This window comes from Sphingomonas humi (assembly GCF_039536725.1).
Lineage (GTDB): Bacteria > Pseudomonadota > Alphaproteobacteria > Sphingomonadales > Sphingomonadaceae > Sphingomicrobium > Sphingomicrobium humi.
Genome location: NZ_BAAAZD010000002.1, coordinates 359,566 through 379,288 on the forward strand (window position 1 = coordinate 359,566; position 19,723 = coordinate 379,288).

Consider the following 19,723-nt stretch of genomic DNA (forward strand, 5'->3'; position numbering starts at 1 on the left):
GCGGTTGAGCCGCATCCGCTTCGTCGAGCGTACCGGGTCGACCAACAGCGACCTGCTTGGCGAAACGCATGCGCCGGAAGGCGAGTGGCTGGTCGCCGCGCGGCAGGATCATGGTCGTGGCCGCCAGAACCGCCAGTGGGAAAGCGTGTCGGGCAACTTTCACGGTTCGACTCTCGTTCGCTTGCGCCCAACTGACCCGTCACCCGGCATCCTCGCCCTTGCTGCAGGCCTCGCTCTGATACGGGCGATCGAAGCGGCGGCACCGGCGACCGGGCTGATGCTGAAGTGGCCCAACGACCTGCTCTTGGGCTCGGCCAAGCTCGCCGGCATCCTTCTCGAACGACAGGGGGACAGGGTAGTGGCAGGCTTTGGCGTCAACCTCGCCCATGCCCCGGTGATCGAAGGGCGCGAAACCGTCGCCCTCTCATCCGTTGCGCTGGTCAGCCCCGAAGCCTTCGCGCCGCTGCTGGCTGCCGCCTTCAGCCGTGAACTTCAGCGTTGGCGTGACGATCCGCAGGCGCTCACCGCGCTCTGGCTCGAAAGCGCTCACCCACAAGGTACACCGCTCTCGGTCCATATCTCGGCCGACGAAAAGCTTTCCGGCACCTTCGCCGGCCTAGCGCAGGACGGCGCGCTCCGGCTCGCCTTGCCCGGCGGCGAAGAGCGGCGCATCCATGCCGCTGACGTGATGCTTGGGAGCGCTTGAGCCATGTTGCTCGCCATCGATGCCGGAAACACCAATGTCGTCTTCGCGCTGATCGCGCAGGACGGCAGCATTGCGGCGCGCTGGCGGATCGCCACGGACCCGCGCCGGACTGCCGATGAGTATGCGGTCTGGCTGCATCAACTACTCAGCCTTGAAGGGTTCGGCCGGGGCGACGTGAGCGGTGTCATCATCGGCACCGTAGTCCCGCGCGCTCTTCATAACCTTCAGGTGCTGAGCGAGAAATATTTCAAGCAGGAAGCCCTGATTGCAGGGCAGGGCGCGGCGCAGTGGGGGATCCGCCTCGACGTCGACGAACCGCACAATGTCGGGGCCGACCGCGCACTCAACGCGATCGCCGCGCATGCAAGCTACGCGGGCGACCTCGTGGTGATCGACTTCGGCACCGCGACCACCTTCGACGTCGTCGACTATGACGGCGCCTACAAGGGCGGAATCATCGCTCCGGGCATCAACCTCAGTCTCGATGCGCTGGTCGCTGCCGCCGCGAAGCTGCCGCGTATTGCGATCGAGGCGCCGGCCGACCCGACCGTGATCGGCCGCACCACCGCAAGCCAGATGCTGTCGGGAATCTACTGGGGTTATGTCGCCATGATCGAGGGCCTGCTTGCCCGCGTGAAGGCGGAGATCGGCCGGCCCGTGACCGCCATCGCGACCGGCGGCCTTGCCACCTTGTTCCAGCAGCACACGCCCGTTTTCGACGCGATCGAACCCGACCTTACCATTCGCGGGTTGGCATTGCTGTGGAAGCGGAGCCAAGGCCCGCGCTGACTGACATTGCGAGGAGCGAAGCGACGAAGCGATCCACGCCGCCGCTCCTGTCGAACCAAATGGATTGCTTTGCTGCACTCGCAACGGCGGGTGATTAGAACGGAATTGAAGTGACCCCAGGTAAAGAATTGTTGTTCCTGGCCCTCGGCGGCTCGGGCGAGATTGGCATGAACGTCAATCTCTACGGCACCGACGGCAAATGGCTGATGGTCGATTGCGGGATGACTTTTGGCGAGGCGGACTATCCCGGCATCGACCTCGTGCTTCCCGACCTCGATTTCATCGAGAAGCGCCGCAAGGATCTCGTCGGCTTGGTGCTGACCCACGGTCACGAGGATCATATCGGAGCGATCCCCTATCTGGCGGCCGATCTCCAGGTGCCGCTCTACGCGACGCCCTTCACCGCCGGGCTGATCGCCCACAAGCTGGAGGAAGAGGGGCTGACCGGCCAGGTGCCGCTCAAGCTTATCCACCCCGGCGACGTGCTCGACCTCGGGCCGTTCCGCGTCACCCCGGTCCCGCTCGCCCATTCCATTCCGGAATCGAACGGCCTGCTGATCGAAACCGCCTATGGCCGCGTGTTCCACACCGGCGACTGGAAGCTTGATCCGACCCCGGTGCTCGGCAACCCGACCAGCCCCGAGAAGCTGCGTGCGATCGGCGACCTCGGCATCGACGTGATGGTCTGCGATTCGACCAACGCCTTTACCGACAAGGTGTCGGGTTCGGAGGCCGAGCTGTTCGACGGGCTGCTGCAGGCTGTTAACGAATCGCCCGGCCGCGTGCTTGTCACCACCTTTGCCTCTAACGCGGCCCGGCTGCACACGATCGGCAAGGTCGCGGAAGCCAGCGGCCGCAGGGTTGCCGTCGCGGGCCGTTCGATCGAGCGCTACCTGAAGGTCGCCAAGGCTACCGGCTACCTCACCGACTTTCCCGACACCGTCCGCTACGACGAGGCGATGCGGCTGCCGCGCCGCGACCTCATCATCATCGCCACCGGCGGGCAGGGCGAGCCGCGCGCCGCCTTGGGGCGGATCGCGTCAGGCCAGCATGAGCTCAAACTGGGCGAAATGGACACGGTCATCTTCTCCTCGCGCCAGATCCCAGGCAACGAGAATGCCGTCGGCCGCGTGATGAACCAGCTGGCAGAGCTTGGCGTCCGCACGGTCACCGAGCGGCAGGCCCATGTCCACGTCTCCGGTCACCCCGGACGCCCTGAACTGGTGCAGATGTACGACTGGATCCGGCCCAAGCTGCTGGTGCCCGTTCACGGCGAGCGCCGCCACATGCTCGAGCATGCCCGCCTTGGCATCGAGAGCGGCATTCCCTCGACGCTTGTGCAGGAAAATGGCGACCTCATCCGGCTCCTCCCGGGCAATGCCAGAAAGATCGGCGAGGAACGGGTCGGACGACTGGTCCTCGACGGCGATGTCATCCTTCCGGCCGATGGGACGACAATCAACGAGCGTCGCCGCATCGCTTTCCAGGGCGTGGTCGCGGTCAGCCTAGTCATCGGCAAGTCGGGCAAGCTTGCCGCCGATCCGGTGGTTCGCACCCTCGGCGTACCGGTCGAAGAGGATCGCGACGACTTCCTGCGGGATGCTTCTGCCACCGCTGCGAAAGCCACCCAGACCGGGCAGGACGACGAAAAGATGCGCGAAACCGTCCGCCTTGCCGTGCGCCGCTGCGCGACGCTGTGGACCGGCAAGAAGCCCAATGTGGAAGTGCTGGTGACCCGCCTGTGAGCATCGGCAGCGGCCTTGCGGTCTACTTCCTGATCTTCGTCTTCACGGCGTTCCTGATGCTTCCGTTCGGGATGCGCACGGACGAGGAAGTCGGGGCGGCAAAGGTTGCCGGCCAGGCGGAAAGCGCGCCGCATCGTTTCGACCTGCAGCGCCATCTGATCCGGGCCGGACTGGTGTCGGCGGCGCTGTTCGTCCTATTTTACGCCAACTGGACGCAGGGCTGGATCACCGCCGAGGACCTCGACTTCTACAGTTAGGGACTAGCGCCGCCGCTCCAGCACCTGCGCCAGCGCGGTGTAGAGCCGGCCCATGTCGCTCGACAGCAGGGTGACGGCCATCATGCCCCCTTCCTGCTCCGCCGACACGCGGCGAAGCATGGCTTCGAAATCCTGCACATAGCGGGTGACCGAGGCGGCGAATTCGGGATCGCTGCCGAATTGCTGGTCGACCAGCCGCAGCTCTCCGGCGGACAGCAGCCGGACCGCCTTGCGGGTGAACACGCCGCGGTCGCCCTTCAGATAGGCGGCCCAGGCGCGGTCATCGACCTCGTCGCTGAGGATGCGACCCACATCGATCGAGGCCGAATGGAGCGAGTCGATCAGAACCGCCGCACGGCGGGCAAAGGCTTCGCTTTCGACCAGTCGGTCGTCCTCGCGAACCTTCTCAATATGCTGTTCGAGCGCGCTTGCGGTGCGGCCGATGTTGAGCATCTGCTGCGACAGGCCGGTGGATGCATGACGCGCGGCCTCAAGCGCTCGGGAGGCGACCCGCTCGACCTCGCCAAGTTGGCCGGTGACGCTCTCTTCCACCGCGCGGGTCAGGGCTGCCCGCGCTTCGGCCGAGAGTTGCTGCGCGGTTTCGGGCACGACGGCGGCAAGGGCTTCGCGGGCGCGCGTGGCGGCCTGGGCTGCGGCTTCGCGGATCTGAACCATCGCCTGGACGAGGGCAGGGCCCGTCTCGGCCTGGAGGCGGTTGGCGTCGGCGGCGGCTTCGGTCAGCGCCGCGCGAAGGTCGGCAAGACGCTGCTCGGCGCCGCCAACCCCGGTCTCGACGCTCGACAGCAGGCTGGCGAGCCGCTCCTGCTGGCCGGCGAGGCCCGATGTCCCCGCCTCGAGCTTGCCGGTCACGCTTGCTGCCGCCTCGCTCATCCATTCGACATCGGGACGCGCGGCCTGGACCGCGGCAAGCAGCCGTTCGGCGCCGCCTTCGGCCTGTCCGAGCGCGCCGGTCAACTCCTCGCCGCATTCGCGCTGCAAGGCGGCGACGGCGGTACGAAGGGTTTCGGTGCGCGTGCTCAGATCCTCGAGCGTCCCGCCGCTCGCCGCCTGCTGTGCGCCGAGCCCGTCGAGTTCGCGGCGCACGCGCTCGATCGCGGTCGCGACCGCCTGGGCACGAAGGTCCCCTTCCGCGGCAAGGTCGACGAAGCGCTGGTCGACTTCGGCAAGCTGGCGTTCGAGGCCCGCCACTAGGGCAGTGACCGCCCGGTCCTGCTCGGCGACGCGGGAGGCAAGGCCGTCGAGTGCCTGCCCCGCAGTGCTGAGTCGGCTGCCGAGCTGGATCGCGGCTTCCTGCCCGGCAATGCCGAGCGCGGCGGCACTCTGGTCGATCAGCCCGCGCACGGCGGCGGCCTGCTCGTCGATTCCCGACCGGATCGCGGTCAGCGCTGAGCCGGTATGCTCCAGCAGGGCATCGACCTGCGCCGAAGCGGTGCTGCCGGCGTCCGAGACGCGGGTAGCCGCGGCCGCGCCGGCGCTTTCGATCTGGGTAAGGTGGGCAACCAGCCGCTGGGCCGAGCCACCGACCTGATCTTCGGCTTCACGGGCGCGGCCGCTGATCGCAGCCAGTTGCGCTTCGAGCGACGCGGCCTGGGCGCTCGCCTCCCGGCCCGTCTGGCGCAATTCCTCGCTCATCGCGCGGCTGCTCGCCTCGGCGCGGGGGAGGTCCTCGAGGAGGACGCCGATGTCCGTCCGTGCGCTTTCCGCCGCCCGGTCGAGCAATGCTGCATGGCGACTCAAGGTCTCGCTCCCCGCAGCAAGGTCACGGGTAACGCTGCCGAGCCGGTGCCCGGCCTCGTCGCCCAAACCCATCAGCCGCTCCGCGTGGCTGGAAAGAGCCGCCTGTTCGTCGTCGAGCCGCTGGCGGAGCACGCCGAGCAATTGTTCGAGGCTGCGCGCCTCGGCCTTCATCACCTGCACGCTTTCGGTGAAGCGCTCGGCCTCACGGCGGCGGGTGCGGCCAAAGATCAGCCAGACGAGGCCGAGCAGCACGAGCGGCGCTGCCGCAATCGCGAACCATTGGGCAAAGGCCGCCGCAGTGGCGGGAGCCGAGGTTCCAGCACTCCAACCGACAAGGGCGACCCAGGCCAGGGCGAGCAGCCCCAACGACCAGGCCAGCACCTTGCGGCCATCCGCCCCGCGGTCGGCGGCCTGGCGCGGGATGTCGACCCACACCGGCTCGTTGCGATGATCCTCGACCGGGACAGGCTGAAGCGGCTCGGTCAGTTCGAGCGGTTCGGCCAGGGGGTCTTGCGACGAGCGGGGCTGGAGCGGCGTCATGACCCCATGTTTACCACCTTTGCTCGCCTACGGAAGCGTGCAAGAGGAAGGCGGAAGGGAAGGGGAGGGAATGGCGCTCGGCGCGTTGATCGCGGCGCATGACGAGGATGACCGGGGCGGACTGCACGCCCTTGCCCCGCTCGCTGGCCGCACCTTGATCGAATACCAGGCCCGCTGCGCCGCCGCGATCGGCGCTGCGCCCATCGTCGTGCTGGTCGAAAAGGTCCCCCCTGCGCTCCAGACCGCGTTCGAACGGCTTCGCTCGGACGGAATCACCGTGGTGCCCGTCAGCGACGCAATGGAGGCGGCGGCGCGTTTCGATCCTGAACTTGCGGTGATGCAGATGGCCGACGGGGTGGCGCCGTCCGCGCCGCTCCTCGCCGACCTGATGGAAGAGGCCGCACCCGCGATTCTCACCGTGCCCGATGACGAACAGCATGCCGGCTTCGAACGGATCGACAATTCGCACCGCTGGGCCGGGCTGTCGCTGCTTCCCTCGAAGCTGCTGACGGACACGGCCCGGATGCTCGGCGACTGGGACTTGCAATCGACCCTCCTGCGCCGCGCGGTCCAGGAGGGTGCCCGACTGGTCGCCGCGCCGGACGGTCTCACGCCCTATATCGCGGCCAGCGAGGGAAGCGGCGACGCATTTGATCGCCATCTCCTCCAGAGCAGCCGCCACCGACGTCGCGACTGGCCGAGCCGTTATCTGCTGCCGCCGGTCGAGGATTTCCTCACCCGCCACCTCATGGGGGCACCGGTCAGTCCGGCGGTGTTGTTGTGGACAGCCCTTGCGATGGTACTGCTTGCGGCGTTGCTGTTCACCCGCGGGCTGCCGTGGTGGGCGATGGGGATGCTGCTCGCCGCCAGTCCGCTCGACCGCCTGTCGGAGCGGCTTGCCACCGTCCGCTTGCGGCCCGTCTCGAGGCAGTCCGCGGGCTTCAGGCTGCTTGGCCCGGCGCACGGCGCGGCGCTGCTCGGCCTGGCCTGGTTCGAGACCAATCATGGCGGCGGATGGGGAGCGCTGGTCGCGGCGGCGGCGGCGATCGCGTTTGGCGAAGCGGCCCGGGTGGAGCATCGCGGGCGTGAACTTGGCCCCGACCTCTGGCTGTTCAGTCCGAGAAGCGCCCTGTTCCTGTCGCTGCCCTTTGCAGCCTTCGGCGCGTGGAGCCTGCTCACCGTCGCGCTGGCGGTCTACGCCGCGGCCAGTTTCTTCATCATCCAGCAGCTCGTGCTTACGACACGCGATTGACGCGCCGTTAACGCTCACCTTGGTAATGGGTCCTGACATGCCCGCCGAGTGGCCCATCTCCGCGCTTGCTTCCAGCGAGCGCTCGAAGCGCCCTTCGTCCGCCCTTCCCGCGGACGGAGACCGCCCGATCGCGGCCATCGTCCAGGACCTGTTCCTTGCCCCCGGCGCGCGCCTGACCGAGCAGGAACGCTCGCTCATGTCGGCGATGCTGCACGGCCTGATCGAGCGAATTGCGATCGAGCTGCGCGCGCGGCTCACACCCGAAGTCGCGGCGAATTGTGCGGCGGGGTCCGCCGAACTTATCGCGGACCTGTCGCGCGCGGGGCTGATCCAGGACGAGACGCTGGTGAAGCTGCTTCTTCGCCGGGCCGACATCCAGCGGCTTGCCGCCGCCGGCAAGGGTGGGCGGACGACCCTTCAGCGCTGGACGGCCGATGCGGACGCCGACGTCGCAGCTGCGGCCATGACGCTGGTCGCCGCACGCGGGCGAGGACGGGACCGCTTCGGGCGCGTGGCGCTCGACCTTTCCGATCTGCCCGCGCCACTGGCCTATGGCCTGACGGTCGCCGTATCCGCATCGCTTGGCCTGCGCTGCGACGTCCCGAGCGATTCCGAAGTCGTCGAGGCGATGGCCGAACTCTTTGCCAGCCGTGCCGAGGTCCGCCCGCTCGAGCAGCTCGAGGCTGATCTGGTCCAGGCGTTGAGCCCCGATCTTCGAAGGGCGCCGGGGCTTCTGGTGGCACTAGCCGAAGAAGGCGATGCGTCGCTTCTGTCGACTTTCCTCGCGATCGAAGCGGGCATCCCTGCTGATGAATCCTGGTCGTTGCTGCTTGGCGGCGCGGAGCAGTTTGCTGTTCTGCTGCGGCTCGCCAACGTTGCCCGAACCGAGGCCGCGGCACTGCTCGCCGCGGCTGGTCCGGTGCTCGGAATCGCCGACCCGGTGCGGGCGATCGACGTCTATGACCAGCTGACAGCCGACCAGGTCGAGGAGGCCCGGACCGAGCTCGCCTTGCCCGCGCCCTATCGGACGGCACGCAGGATCATCGGCCGGCATGGCTAGCCTCCCGCTACAGCCTCCCGTCACCGCGCGGATCGACTCGGCCGGCCGCCTGGTTGCGGCCGACCCGCCCCTGCTTGCGCTGCAGGAGCAGGCCGGATCGAAAATCGGGGCAGGGCTGGTCGTCCCGCAGCTCGCGGCGCTCGCCCGCCTCGCCTCGCGCCTTGCCGTTCCGATCACTCGCCCGGTCACCGCCGCCAACGAGCAAGAGGATTTCGACCTCATCGTGCGCGCCGAGCCTGATTCCGACGGGGTGACGTTGGTGGTCGAACGCTGGGTCGCGCGCCCGCCCTCCCGCTCGCGCTGGCTCAGCGGGACCCGCGTCGGCGACGAAGCCGAAGCCGAAGTGCGCGCTGCGTCGGAAGACCTCGTCACCGATCAGGCGTTGCGGATCGTCAGCGTCAGTCCCGGTCTTGCGCGGCGCATCGGCCAATCGGCGGAGCTGGCCGGCCAGCCACTCGCAAGACTGGTCCGTCCCGTCGAGGATTCCGAAGGCAATCTGCCCTTGCTGGAGTCCTTGTCCGCGCGCACCGAATTTGCCGGTCAGCCAGCCCTGCTGCGGCCCGACGACGTCGCGGTCCTGCTCGACGGTGAGCCGCGCCACGAGGAAGGGCAGTTCGCCGGTTACGCCATTCGCCTGCGCAATCCCGAAGCCCCCTTGGCTGGCAAAGGCATGGATCTGCCGCCGCTCGATACCTTGCTGATGGAGCCGCTGGCCTCGATCATCGGCCAGGCGGAGGAGATCGCCGGACGCAGCCAAGGGCCGCTCAAGACAGACTATGCCGGCTATGGTTCGGATATTGCCACTGCGGCGCGGCACCTCCTCGACCTGCTGACCGCACTTGGGGATGGTGCCTCGGGCGGTGCGAATGCGGGGGCTGCCGGCGAAACGGTCGATCTCGCGGAGCTCGTACTCGACGCGGCAGGCCTCCTTCAGGCGGATGCGGCGCCGCGCCGGATCACGCTCGACGTGGGCGGCGAGGGACGGCTCCCGGCGCTGGGCCAGCCGCGCGCCATCACGCAGATCCTCGTCAACCTCATCGGAAACGCGGTTCGCTTTTCGCCCGACGGGGGCACGGTCACGATCACGCTGGAGCGCGGTGACCAGGCGAGGGTGACCATCGCCGACGAGGGGCCAGGCGTCGCCCCCGGCGATCGCGTCCGCATCTTCGAGCGTTTCGAACAGGGCAGCGACACGCGCGGCGGAAGCGCCGGCCTTGGCCTCGCCATTTCGCGCCGCCTTGCCCGCGACATGGGCGGCGAGGTCGATTTGCTCGACCTCACCGCGCCAGGTGCCGCGTTCAGGCTGGCCCTGCCACCTGCCTAGCGGGCGCCCACCTCGACATAATCGCGCTGAGTCGCACCGGTGTAGAGCTGGCGCGGACGGCCGATCTTCTGCTCGGGATCTGCGATCATCTCGTTCCACTGCGCGACCCAGCCGACGGTACGGGCAAGGGCGAACAGCGCGGTGAACATCTCGGTCGGGAAGCCGATCGCGTTCAGGATGACGCCCGAATAGAAATCGACGTTCGGATAAAGCTTCTTCTCGACGAAATAGCTGTCGCTGAGTGCGATCCGCTCCAGTTCCTTGGCGACGTCGAGCACCGGGTCGGAGATGTTGAGCTCGCGCAGCACCTCGTCGGCGGTCTGCTTCATCACCTTCGCGCGCGGGTCGAAATTCTTGTACACGCGGTGGCCGAAGCCCATCAGGCGGAAGGGATCGTCCTTGTCCTTGGCGCGGGCGATGTACTCCGGAATGCGGTCGACGTGGCCGATCTCGCGCAGCATGTTGAGCGCGGCTTCGTTGGCGCCGCCATGCGCCGGACCCCACAGGCAGGCGATGCCCGCCGCGATGCAGGCAAACGGATTGGCACCCGAAGAGCCCGCGAGGCGAACCGTCGAGGTCGAGGCGTTCTGTTCGTGATCGGCGTGGAGGATGAAGATCCGGTCCATCGCCTTTTCGATGATCGGGTTCACCACATAGTCCTCGGCCGGAACGCCGAAGGTCATGCGCAGGAAATTACCGGTGTAGGACAGCGAGTTGTCGGGATAGAGGAACGGCTGCCCGATGCTGTACTTGTAGGCCATCGCGGCGATGGTCGGCATCTTGGCGATCAGGCGGTGCGAAGCGATCTCGCGCTGCTTGGGATCGGTGATATCGGTGCTGTCGTGGTAGAAGGACGACAGGGCGCCGACCACGCCGCACATGATCGCCATGGGGTGCGCATCGCGGCGGAACCCGCGGAAGAAGGTCGCCAGCTGCTCATGGAGCATGGTGTGGCGGCTGATCGTGTAAGTGAACTTGTCCAGTTCGTCCTTGCTCGGCAGTTCGCCGTTCAGGAGCAGCGCGGCCACTTCCATGAAGGTCGACTTTTCGGCCAACTGGTCGATCGGATAGCCGCGGTGCAGCAGGATGCCGGCCTCGCCATCGATATAGGTGATGGCGCTGCGGCAGCTGGCGGTCGACGTGAAGCCCGGATCATAGGTGAAGACGTCGGCCGCGCCGTAAAGCTTGCGGATATCGACCACGTCGGGCCCGACGCTGCCGCTCAGGACCGGCATGTCGAGGGCCTTGTCGCCCAGGGTCAGATTGGCATTCGACATTCTTCAGGCTCCGTGTTCGATTTCGTTCATCTGATCGGCGATGCGAGCAAGGCTTTCGGCCTGGCCGAGCAACACCAGCACGTCAAAGATGCCGGGGCTGGTGGCCCGGCCGGTCAGCGCTGCCCGTAGCGGCTGCGCCAATTTCCCAAGCTTCAGCCCTTCCGCTTCGGCAAGCGCCTTGACCGCGCTTTCCGTTCCGTCGTGCGTCCACTCGGCCGTACTCAACGCGGCATGGAGCCGCCCGAGCAACTGGCGCGCATCGCCGTCGAGCAGGCCGGCGGCCTTTTCGTCGAGCGCGAGCGGGCGCGAGGCGAACAGGAAATCGGCATTGGCGCTGAGCTCGTTCAGATCCTTCGCGCGGGCCTTGAGCTCGGGCATGGCCCGCTCGAGAAGCGCGAGGTCCTCGGCCTCAAGCCCGCCGCGGCGGGCCGCGACCAGCACCGCAAGGCGGCTGTCCTCGGCATGGCGGATATAGTGGCCGTTGACGTTCTCGAGCTTCTTCAGGTCCATCCGGCTCGGCGACTTGCCGACATGATCGATATCGAACCATTCGATCGCCTGCTCGCGGCTGATGATCTCGTCGTCGCCATGGCCCCAGCCAAGGCGGAGGAGGTAGTTGAACAGCGCTTCGGGCAGGATGCCCATCTCGTCGCGATAGGCATCGACGCCAAGTGCGCCGTGGCGTTTCGACAGCTTCGCGCCGTCGGCACCATGAATCAGCGGGATGTGGCCGTAGGTCGGCTCCGGCCAGCCCATGGCGCGCACGATCACCAGCTGGCGAAAGGCGTTATTGAGGTGATCGTCGCCCCGCAGGACGTGGGTGACACCCATGTCATGGTCGTCGACCACCACCGCCAGCATGTAGGTGGGGGTGCCGTCGGAGCGGAGCAGGACGAAATCGTCGAGCTCCTCGTTGCGGACGACGACCCGGCCCTGGACCAGATCCTCGATCACAGTTTCGCCCTCGCGCGGGGCCTTGAGGCGGACCACGAAGGGCGCATCGGGGGCAGGAGCATCGGCACGATCCCGCCATTCGCTGACGATGCGGAAGGGCTTCTTCTGCGCCTGCGCTTCCTCGCGGCGGCGGGTGAGCTCCTCGGGCGTCAGGTAGCAGCGGTAGGCGGCGCCGCGCTCGATCAGCTGATGCGCGACTTCGGCATGGCGCTCTTCATACTGCGACTGGAAGTGCGGTTCGCCGTCGCCTGAGATGTCGAGCCACGACAGGCCGTCGAGAATCGCCTCGATCGCCTCGGGCGTCGAACGCGCGCGATCGGTGTCCTCGATCCTCAGCAGATACTTGCCGCCGTGATGGCGTGCGAACAGCCAGTTGAACAAGGCGGTGCGCGCCCCGCCGATATGCAGGTAGCCAGTCGGGCTTGGCGCAAAGCGCGTGACGATGGTGCTTGCGCTCAAGCGCGCTTTCCTCTTTCTTCAATGCCGCCGGATCGCATGCCTTCAGACAGGGAGGCAGCTGATGCACGTGGCCGCTTCCCCGGCAGACATACCGGCACCGCCGCACTGGCAAGCCAGAGCGTTCTTCGCAAGTGCGGAAAAACTCCTTGAGGCCGAACGTTCCCAACTTGCGCCGTGGGCGGTGGTCGCTTTCGGCGGTGGAATCGTATCCTGGCTGGTACTGGCCGAGCCTCAGGCCTGGACCGCGCTCCTGCTTTCATGTGCCGGTCTGCTCACTCTCGGCTTTGTTTTCGGAGGGCGAACGGGCCAAGCGATCGCTATCGGCACCGCCTGCATGGCGCTTGGCTGCCTGCTGATCTGGTGGCGGAGCGACAGGGTCGCCGCCCCGCGGCTCGATCGCCCGGCGATCGCCGCCTTCGATGCCGACGTGCTCGCCGCCGAACGATTGGTGGCCCGCGGCAATCTCCGGCTGACGCTCGCGCCCCGGGATCCGGCGCTGCCGCCGCGATTGAGGGTGTCATTGCCGCTCGAGGACGCCGAGTCGCTCGGCACCGGCCTCGGCGTCGGGGCGGTGGTGCGCCTGCGGGCCCGGCTCGCCCCACCGATGCCGATGGCGCTGCCCGGCACCCACGACTTTGCCCGCGACGCCTGGTTCATGGGGCTTGGCGCTACCGGCAAGGCGCTGGGCGAGGTGAAGATCCTGTCGCCAGCGCACGAAACCGGGCTCGACCGCATCCGCCGCAGCCTCGACGCGCATATCCGGGCCCGGCTGCCGGTCAGCGAGGGCGGAATTGCGACTGCGCTCGTCACCGGCGATCAGGGTTCGCTGCCAGAAACGGATGCCGAGGCGATGCGCCGCTCGGGCCTTGCGCACCTGCTTTCCGTCAGCGGCCTCCACATCGCGGCAGCGGTGGGTTTTTTCTATCTCTTGACCCTACGTTTGTTTGCGCTTGTCCCGGCGTTGGCGCTGCGCTGGAACCTCGTTGCCATCGGGTTTGGCGTCGGCGCACTGGCCGGCATCGGCTACACGTTGCTGACGGGCATGCAGGTGCCGACGGTGCGAAGCTGCATCGCCGCCTTGCTGATCCTCGCTGGGACCCTCCTTGGCCGCGAGGCGATCAGCATCCGGCTGATCGCGACCGGCGCTCTGCTGGTGCTCCTGATCCGGCCCGAGGCAATCGCCGGCGCGAGCTTCCAGCTGAGCTTCGCGGCGGTGACGACGCTCGTCACCCTGTACAGCTACCCGGCCTACAAGCGCTGGTTCGAGCGGCGCGAGGAAGGGCGGGCGCGGGCGGCGCTGCGATCGCTTGGAGCAATGATCGCGACCGGACTTGCGGTCGAGATCGCGTTGATGCCCTTCGCCCTCTATCACTTCCACCGCTCGGGCCTGTACGGCGTGGCGGCAAACCTCCTTGCAATCCCGCTCACCACCTTTGTCATCATGCCGCTGGAAGCGGGCGCCCTGCTGCTCGATGCGGTCGGGCTCGGCGCCCCGCTGTGGAGCCTTACGAGTTGGTCGATCGGGCTTTTGCTGTCGATCGCGCACAAGGTCGCAAGCACCGCCGGCGCGGTCGCGATCCTGCCCGACATGCCGCGCGTGGCGTTCGGGATGATAATCGGCGGCGGGTTGTGGCTGGCGCTGTGGACGCAGCCGTGGCGACGCTGGGGCCTGGCTGCCCTCGCCGCGGGCACCGTCCTGACGCTGGCCGAACCGCTCCCCAGCCTCCTGATCACCGGTGACGGGAAGCATCTCGCGGTGATCGACGAGCAGGGGACGCCATGGCTCCTTCGCGATCGTGCCGGCGATTTCGTTCGGGACATGATGGCCGAGAATGCGGGCTTCGATGGCGATCCGCCCCCGCTCGCCGCCTATCCGCGCGCCCGATGCAGCGCCGACAGTTGCATCGCCGACTTGGGGGCGTCGGGCCGGACCCTGCTTGCGGTCCGGTCGACCCAGCGGCTCGACTGGGCCGAGCTCACCCGCGCCTGCGCCGCTGCCGACATCGTCGTCGCCGATCGCCGCCTGCCGCGCGCCTGCAAGGCCCGCTGGCTGACCCTCGATGCGCCGCGGCTGCGGGTTACGGGGGGGATGGTCGTCCACGCCGGCGAGGGCAGGGTGGAAAGCGTCGCCGGCTGGCTCAAGCGCCTGCCGTGGGCCGGTGGGACCTAGGTCAGGCCGTCTGCCAGACCGCCAACTCGTTCCCGCCGGGGTCGATGAAATGAAAGCGCCGCCCGCCCGGAAACGCAAAGATCGGCTTGGCGATGTGCCCGCCCGCCTTCACCACCGCGTCGAATGCCGCCTCAAGATCCTCGACCCGGACGATCGGCAGCGGTGCGGACAGGGCTTCGACGGGATCGCCCTGAAGGCCGACCGCTGCGCCTTCGCCCTCGCGTGCGCTGTAGGTCGGGCCATAGTCGGCAAAGGTCCAGCCAAAGGCCTTGGTGTAGAAAGCGCGCATCAGTTCGTGCGCGCTGGCACTGGGCAGCTCGACATAATCGATATGCGCGTTGCTCATAATCTCGGGGCTCCGTTCCAAATCCACCACGTCACGCCGCCCGCGACTGCCAGGCACAGCAGCAGGCGTACCGGGCCCGCAGCGACCATCGTCTGGGCCACCGCGCCATCACCGACGATCCGCCCGGTCACCATCGCCCGGGTCAGCCGCTTGCCGCGCAGGCGATAGTAAAGGATCGCCGCGACATGCAGCGCAATCAGCGCCTGGACCACGGTGAAGAAGCGGTGATGCCAGTGGTGCGCCCATTCCGCCGTCTCGAAGCTGACCAGCGCATTCAGTGGCCCTGAGTAAATCCCGTCCTCGTCGCTGATCGGCAGCCCCAGCGAAACCTGGATGAGCAGCACGGCAAGGATCGCGATCACGCTCAGCGCGCCGAGCGGGCTGTGCCCGATCCCGCGCCAGCCGGCCGGATCACCAATATACGCCATCAGCCGGCCAGGCCCGGTGACGAACGAGGAAAACCGCGCCGTCGAACTGCCAAGAAATCCCCACAGGATCCGGAACAGCAGCAGGAACAGCACCGTCATGCCGCTCCATATGTGCCATTCGAGGCGGTCATTCTCGGCCGACCACCAGGAAAAGCCGATCAGCGCGACCAGGCTCCAATGGAAAATCCGGATGGGCAGGTCCCAGACCGGCACCGCCAACGCCGCATCGGCAGTCGTGACGGCGGTCGTCGCCTCCTCAGTCATCCTTCAGGCGGTAGGACTGGTGGCAGGCGCTGCAGGTCTGGCCAAGCTTGCCGTGGGCAGCCTTGATCGCCGCCATGTCTCCGCCGTTGGCGGCCGCCTGGAACGCCTGGGCCGCCAGACCGAAGTTACGCATCTTTCCGTCGAAGTCGGCGCGGTTCTGCCAGATATCGGGCTTGGCGTGAGTCTTACCGGCCTCGGGGCCGCTTCCAGCCGGGAACCAGCGCGGGGCCTGGCTCGACAGCGCCGCGATCTGGTTGGCGGCACCCTTCACGGCTCCCCCGTTGCCCTGGTCGATCGCCTGCTTGGCCGCGCGCATCGCCTTGCCGAGCTGCTCATAGCCTTGATGGCGCTGCTTCTGCACCGCGAGCATGTTGGGGGCGGCGATGGCCGCGGTCCCGAACAGGGCAGCCGCACTGGCAATCAGCATCAGGTCGCGCATGGTCACTCCGTCAGTTCAGGCCTTGAGGCCGCCAAGCATCGCGAGAGCCTAGTGCGATCAGGCAGGCGGCGTCCAGCTATCGTCGATCATCTTGATGATGGCCGAGAAATCCTTGCCGCCGCCGCCACGCTGGACGAAGCGCTCGTACAGTTCCTCGGCCCCGCCGCCCATCGGCGTGTAGGCGTTGGCCGCCTGCGCCGCTTCCATTGCGAGCTTCAGATCCTTCAGCATCAGCTGCGCCGCGAAACCGCCGTCATAGCCGCGATCGGCCGGGGTTTCGGGCCCGACGCCGGGCACCGGGCAATAGGAGGTCATCGACCAGCTTTGCCCTGAAGCCTTGGACGAGATGTCGAAGAACACCTGCGGGTCGAGGCCGAGCTTCTGGGCGAGCACGAAGGCTTCGCAGGTCCCGGCCATGGTCACGCCGAGCAGCATGTTGTTGACGATCTTGGCCGCTTGGCCGGAGCCGCTGCCGCCGGCATGGATGACCGCCTTGCCCATCTGCTCGAGGATCGGGCGCGCGCGTTCGAAACCGGCGGACGAACCGCCAACCATGAAGGTGAGGGTACCACCCTCGGCCGCCGCGATCCCGCCGGAGACGGGTGCATCGACCATTTCATAACCGGCGGCGCGAGCTTCTTCTTCCACCGCACGGGCGGTGGCAACATCGATGGTCGAGCAATCGAGCAGGATGGCGCTGACCGGGGCCTTGCCGAACACGGAGGCGCGATAGACCTCGGCGACGTGGCGACCGGCGGGAAGCATGGTCACTACCGCCTCGGCGCCCTCGACCGCCGCCGCCGCGTCTGCGATCCGGCTGCACCCGCGCTCCTCGGCCTTGGCCAGCGCGGCTTCGCTGAGGTCGAAGGCGCGGACCTCATGCCCCGCCTTCGCCAGGTTCGCGGCCATTCCGCCGCCCATGTTGCCAAGTCCGATGAAGGCGATCCGCATGCTTACGCTCCTACTTGCCCGTCCACTTGCCCGGGCGCTTCTCGACGAAGGCCGCCATGCCTTCCTTCTGGTCCTCGGTCCCGAACAGGCCGTGGAACAGCCGCCGCTCGAACCGGATGCCCTGCGCCAGCGGAAGCTCGAACGCGGCGTTGACCATTTCCTTGGCGGCAAGGGCGGCGAGCGGGGGCATTGCGGCGATCTCCGCCGCGGCCTTCAGCGCTTCTTCTACTAAGGAAGATGCAGGAACGACGCGGGCGACGAGGCCGGCTTTTTCGGCTTCCTCGGCATTCATCATCCGGCCGGTCAGGCACATTTCCATCGCCTTGGCCTTGCCCACCGCCGCTGCAAGCCGCTGCGAGCCGCCCATGCCCGGTGTCACGCCAAGCTTGATCTCGGGCTGACCGAACCGCGCATTGTCGCCGGCGATGATGTAGTCGGCCATCATCGCCACTTCGCATCCGCCGCCCAGCGCAAAGCCGCTGACCGCAGCGATCCACGGCTTGCGGGTGTCGGTCACGCGCTCCCAGCCGGCGAAGAAATTCGAGCCGTACATGTCGGCAAAACCGTGCGCCTGCATCTCCTTGATGTCGGCGCCTGCGGCGAACGCCTTCTCGCTTCCGGTCAGGACCAGGCAGCGCTGGCTGTCGTCGGCGTCATAGGCGGCAAAGGCGTCGATCAGCTCGGCCAGCACCTGGCTGTTCAGCGCGTTCAGCGCCTGCGGGCGGTTGAGGCGGACAAGCGTCACGGCATCGTGCCGCTCGACGAGCAGGGTCGTGTAATCGGTCATGCAATCTCCGGAAACGGCGTCCAGGCCTCCTCGGGCGGAAGCTCGACGAACAATTGGTCGACCGTGTCGTCCAGCACCGCTTCGGGCACTGCCGGCTTCCAGTCGGGATCATTGTCCTTGTCGATCAGCAGCGCGCGCACGCCCTCGACGAAATCATGCGTGTGCACGACGCGGCAAGCGAGGGCATATTCGGCGCGCATCTCGTCGGCGAAGGTTTCGCGTTCGGCGCCTTCGCGAAGCAGGCGAAGCGAGACCTTGCACGAGAGCGGGCTCTTGGAACGAAGCGTGGCGAGCTCGGCGCGGGCCCACTCGCTGTCCTCGGCCTCGAGGCCGGCAATCACCTCTTCGAGCGTATCGGGTGCGAACAGCCGGGCGATGTCAGTAAGGTTCTGCTCGATCCGCGCGGTCGGCGGCACCCCGGCGAAGTTTCCGGCCGCACCGGCTGCGCGCGCCGGGGCAGCGGCAAGCCGTTCGACCAGGTCGGCAAGGGACGCCTGCGGCACGTAATGGGTGGCAAGGCCGAGATACTTGCACTCCGCACCGTCCAGCCGCGCGCCGGTCAGCGCCATGAATTGGCCGACCCGGCCCGGCAGGCGCGACAGGTACCAGCCGCCGCCGACATCCGGGAACAGGCCGATCCCCGTCTCCGGCATGGCGAGCCTAGTCGCCTCGGTCGCGATCCTCACTTGGCAGGGCAGGGCAATACCGACCCCGCCGCCCATGGTGATCCCGTCCATCAGCACAATGGTCGGCTTGGGATAGGTGAACAGCAGGTGGTTGAGGCGATATTCGGCATGGAAAAAAGCTGCGGCCTCCTTGCCGTCGCCCGCCCCCGAGCGCGCCAGTGCGACCACGTCGCCCCCGGCGCAGAAGCCTCTGCCTTCGGCATGGTCGATCAGCACCGCTTCGATCGCGGGATCGTTCGCCCACGCCAGCAGCGCCTCGCTCATCGCCTCGCACATGGGCTGGTTCAAGGCATGGATGGCGCGCGGCCGGTTGAGCCGGATGCGACCCAGCGCGCCCTCGGTCGTGACCAGGACGTCGGCGGTCACTGGCGGAGCATTTCACGGGCAGTGATCATGCGCATCACCTGATTGGTGCCTTCAAGGATGGAGTGCACCCGCAGGTCGCGCCAGAAACGCTCGATCGGATAGTCCATCAGATAGCCATAGCCGCCATGCAGCTGCAACGCGCGGTCGGCGACGGAAGAGCCGGTATCGGTCGCAAGCCGCTTGGCCATCGCCGCGAAGCGCGTCTTGTCGGGCGCATTGTCGGTCACCTTCGCCGCGGCGAGGTAAAGGAGGGCGCGGGCGGCCTCCAACTCGGTCGCCATGTCGGCAAGCATGAATTGGGTGTTCTGGAAATCGGCGATGGCGGTGCCGAACTGCTTGCGATCCTTGGTGTAGGCGACCGCCTCGTCGAGGCAGCGCTGGGCTCCGCCGAGCGAGCAGGCACCGATATTGAGGCGCCCGCCATCGAGGCCCATCATCGCAATCCGGAAGCCCTCGCCTTCGCCGCCGACGCGGTTTTCGACGGGCACCCGAACCTCGTCGAAATTGACCTGCGCGGTCGGCTGCGAATGCCAGCCGAGCTTGCGCTCGTTCGCGCCGAAGCTGACGCCGGGCATGTCCTTTTCGATCACCAGGCAGCTGATGCCCTTGGGTCCGTCCTCACCGGTCCGGACCATGGTGACGTAGATCTCGTTCTCGCCGCCGCCCGAGATGAAGGCCTTGGACCCGGACACGACATAATGATCGCCGTCGCGTACCGCGCGGGTCTTGAGCGCCGCGGCATCCGACCCGCTCGACGGCTCGGTCAGGCAGTAGGAGCCGAGGCGCTCCATCCCGATCATGCTCGGCAGATACTTGTCCTTGACCGGCTGGCTTCCGAAGCGGTCGATCATCCACGCGGCCATGTTGTGGATCGAGATGAACGCGCTGGTCGACGGACAGCCATAGCTCAACGCTTCGAAGATCAGGGCCGATTCGAGCCGGCCGAGGCCGATCCCGCCGCTTTCCTCCGAGACGTAGATCGACCCGAAGCCGAGCTCGGCCGCGGACTTGATCGTCTCGCGCGGGAAGATGTGCTTCTCATCCCACTCGGCGGCGTGGGGGGTGATCTCGGCGGCGGTGAACTGCCGCGCCATCTCCTGGATCTGGCGCTGGTCGTCGGTAAGGTCGAACTGGGACATGGGAGGAGCAACTAGCGAGGGCGGTC

At 67.5% G+C, this 19,723-nt stretch carries 17 protein-coding genes and 1 pseudogene; 8 read left to right on the forward strand and 10 right to left on the reverse strand.

What is annotated here, in order from left to right; translation table 11 throughout:
- Nucleotides 1–4 precede the first annotated feature (4 nt).
- The 4 genes from ABD729_RS09640 to ABD729_RS09655 all read left to right on the forward strand — a co-directional run bounded on the left by ABD729_RS09640 (nt 5) and on the right by ABD729_RS09655 (nt 3,497).
- On the forward strand, nt 5–706 hold the full coding sequence (locus ABD729_RS09640) for a biotin--[acetyl-CoA-carboxylase] ligase (RefSeq protein ID WP_344710029.1): 702 nt from the start codon (nt 5–7) through the stop codon (nt 704–706).
- 3 nt (nt 707–709) lie between these two features.
- Entirely contained in the window at nt 710–1,495 is a 786-nt protein-coding gene (locus ABD729_RS09645; protein ID WP_344710030.1) for a type III pantothenate kinase, read from the forward strand.
- Nucleotides 1,496–1,605: 110 nt separating this feature from the next.
- The gene (locus ABD729_RS09650) at nt 1,606–3,240 is read left to right on the forward strand and encodes a ribonuclease J (RefSeq protein WP_344710031.1); all 1,635 of its coding nucleotides are present in this window, start codon (nt 1,606–1,608) and stop codon (nt 3,238–3,240) included.
- Entirely contained in the window at nt 3,237–3,497 is a 261-nt protein-coding gene (locus ABD729_RS09655; RefSeq protein WP_344710032.1) for a DUF1467 family protein, read from the forward strand. Before ABD729_RS09650 ends, ABD729_RS09655 begins: the two co-directional genes overlap by 4 nt.
- A gap of 3 nt (nt 3,498–3,500) precedes the next feature.
- Here ABD729_RS09655 and ABD729_RS09660 read toward each other — a convergent pair whose 3' ends face one another.
- On the reverse strand, nt 3,501–5,795 hold the full coding sequence (locus tag ABD729_RS09660) for a hypothetical protein (RefSeq protein ID WP_344710033.1): 2,295 nt from the start codon (nt 5,793–5,795) through the stop codon (nt 3,501–3,503).
- A gap of 70 nt (nt 5,796–5,865) precedes the next feature.
- On the opposite strand from ABD729_RS09660, the gene ABD729_RS09665 reads away from it, so the two are divergent.
- The 3 genes from ABD729_RS09665 to ABD729_RS09675 are packed head-to-tail and all read left to right on the forward strand — an operon-like array spanning nt 5,866 to nt 9,431.
- Nucleotides 5,866–7,047 carry a hypothetical protein gene (locus tag ABD729_RS09665; RefSeq protein ID WP_344710034.1) on the forward strand — a complete coding sequence of 394 codons (1,182 nt, stop codon included), beginning with the start codon at nt 5,866–5,868 and terminating at the stop codon, nt 7,045–7,047.
- 25 nt (nt 7,048–7,072) lie between these two features.
- Complete coding sequence (locus ABD729_RS09670; protein WP_344710035.1) at nt 7,073–8,107, forward strand: hypothetical protein; 1,035 nt, start codon at nt 7,073–7,075, stop codon at nt 8,105–8,107.
- Nucleotides 8,100–9,431, forward strand: a complete 1,332-nt coding sequence (locus ABD729_RS09675; RefSeq protein WP_344710036.1) for a sensor histidine kinase — start codon at nt 8,100–8,102, stop codon at nt 9,429–9,431. The genes ABD729_RS09670 and ABD729_RS09675 overlap by 8 nt, the downstream gene beginning before the upstream one ends.
- Here ABD729_RS09675 and ABD729_RS09680 read toward each other — a convergent pair.
- A complete protein-coding gene (locus ABD729_RS09680; protein ID WP_344710037.1) occupies nt 9,428–10,708 on the reverse strand; it encodes a citrate synthase in 1,281 nt (426 codons plus the stop codon). The genes ABD729_RS09675 and ABD729_RS09680 overlap by 4 nt on opposite strands.
- Nucleotides 10,709–10,711: 3 nt before the next feature.
- Nucleotides 10,712–12,121: a glutamate--tRNA ligase gene (gene gltX / locus ABD729_RS09685; RefSeq protein WP_344710038.1), complete on the reverse strand. Its 1,410-nt coding sequence runs from the start codon at nt 12,119–12,121 to the stop codon at nt 10,712–10,714.
- A 181-nt stretch (nt 12,122–12,302) separates the two neighbouring features.
- Between gltX and ABD729_RS09690 the strand changes: the two genes are divergently transcribed.
- On the forward strand, nt 12,303–14,291 hold the full coding sequence (locus ABD729_RS09690) for a ComEC/Rec2 family competence protein (RefSeq protein WP_425564883.1): 1,989 nt from the start codon (nt 12,303–12,305) through the stop codon (nt 14,289–14,291).
- Nucleotide 14,292: 1 nt separating this feature from the next.
- Here the strand turns inward: ABD729_RS09690 and ABD729_RS09695 are convergent, their stop codons facing one another.
- The 7 genes and pseudogenes from ABD729_RS09695 to ABD729_RS09725 all read right to left on the reverse strand — a co-directional run bounded on the left by ABD729_RS09695 (nt 14,293) and on the right by ABD729_RS09725 (nt 19,697).
- Complete coding sequence (locus ABD729_RS09695) at nt 14,293–14,637, reverse strand: VOC family protein (protein WP_344710041.1); 345 nt, start codon at nt 14,635–14,637, stop codon at nt 14,293–14,295.
- Nucleotides 14,634–15,329, reverse strand: a complete 696-nt coding sequence (locus tag ABD729_RS09700) for a cytochrome b/b6 domain-containing protein (protein WP_344710042.1) — start codon at nt 15,327–15,329, stop codon at nt 14,634–14,636. The genes ABD729_RS09695 and ABD729_RS09700 overlap by 4 nt, the downstream gene beginning before the upstream one ends.
- Entirely contained in the window at nt 15,322–15,768 is a 447-nt protein-coding gene (locus tag ABD729_RS09705; protein WP_344710043.1) for a c-type cytochrome, read from the reverse strand. Before ABD729_RS09705 ends, ABD729_RS09700 begins: the two co-directional genes overlap by 8 nt.
- Nucleotides 15,769–15,825: 57 nt before the next feature.
- Nucleotides 15,826–16,728, reverse strand: a pseudogene (gene mmsB / locus ABD729_RS09710) (3-hydroxyisobutyrate dehydrogenase); the annotation flags it as partial.
- Between the two features lies 1 nt (nt 16,729).
- Entirely contained in the window at nt 16,730–17,506 is a 777-nt protein-coding gene (locus ABD729_RS09715) for an enoyl-CoA hydratase (RefSeq protein ID WP_344710044.1), read from the reverse strand.
- Nucleotides 17,503–18,558, reverse strand: coding sequence for an enoyl-CoA hydratase/isomerase family protein (locus ABD729_RS09720; protein WP_344710045.1), 1,056 nt, complete (start codon nt 18,556–18,558; stop codon nt 17,503–17,505). Before ABD729_RS09720 ends, ABD729_RS09715 begins: the two co-directional genes overlap by 4 nt.
- Nucleotides 18,555–19,697, reverse strand: coding sequence for an acyl-CoA dehydrogenase family protein (locus tag ABD729_RS09725; RefSeq protein ID WP_344710046.1), 1,143 nt, complete (start codon nt 19,695–19,697; stop codon nt 18,555–18,557). The genes ABD729_RS09720 and ABD729_RS09725 overlap by 4 nt, the downstream gene beginning before the upstream one ends.
- Nucleotides 19,698–19,723 lie beyond the last annotated feature (26 nt).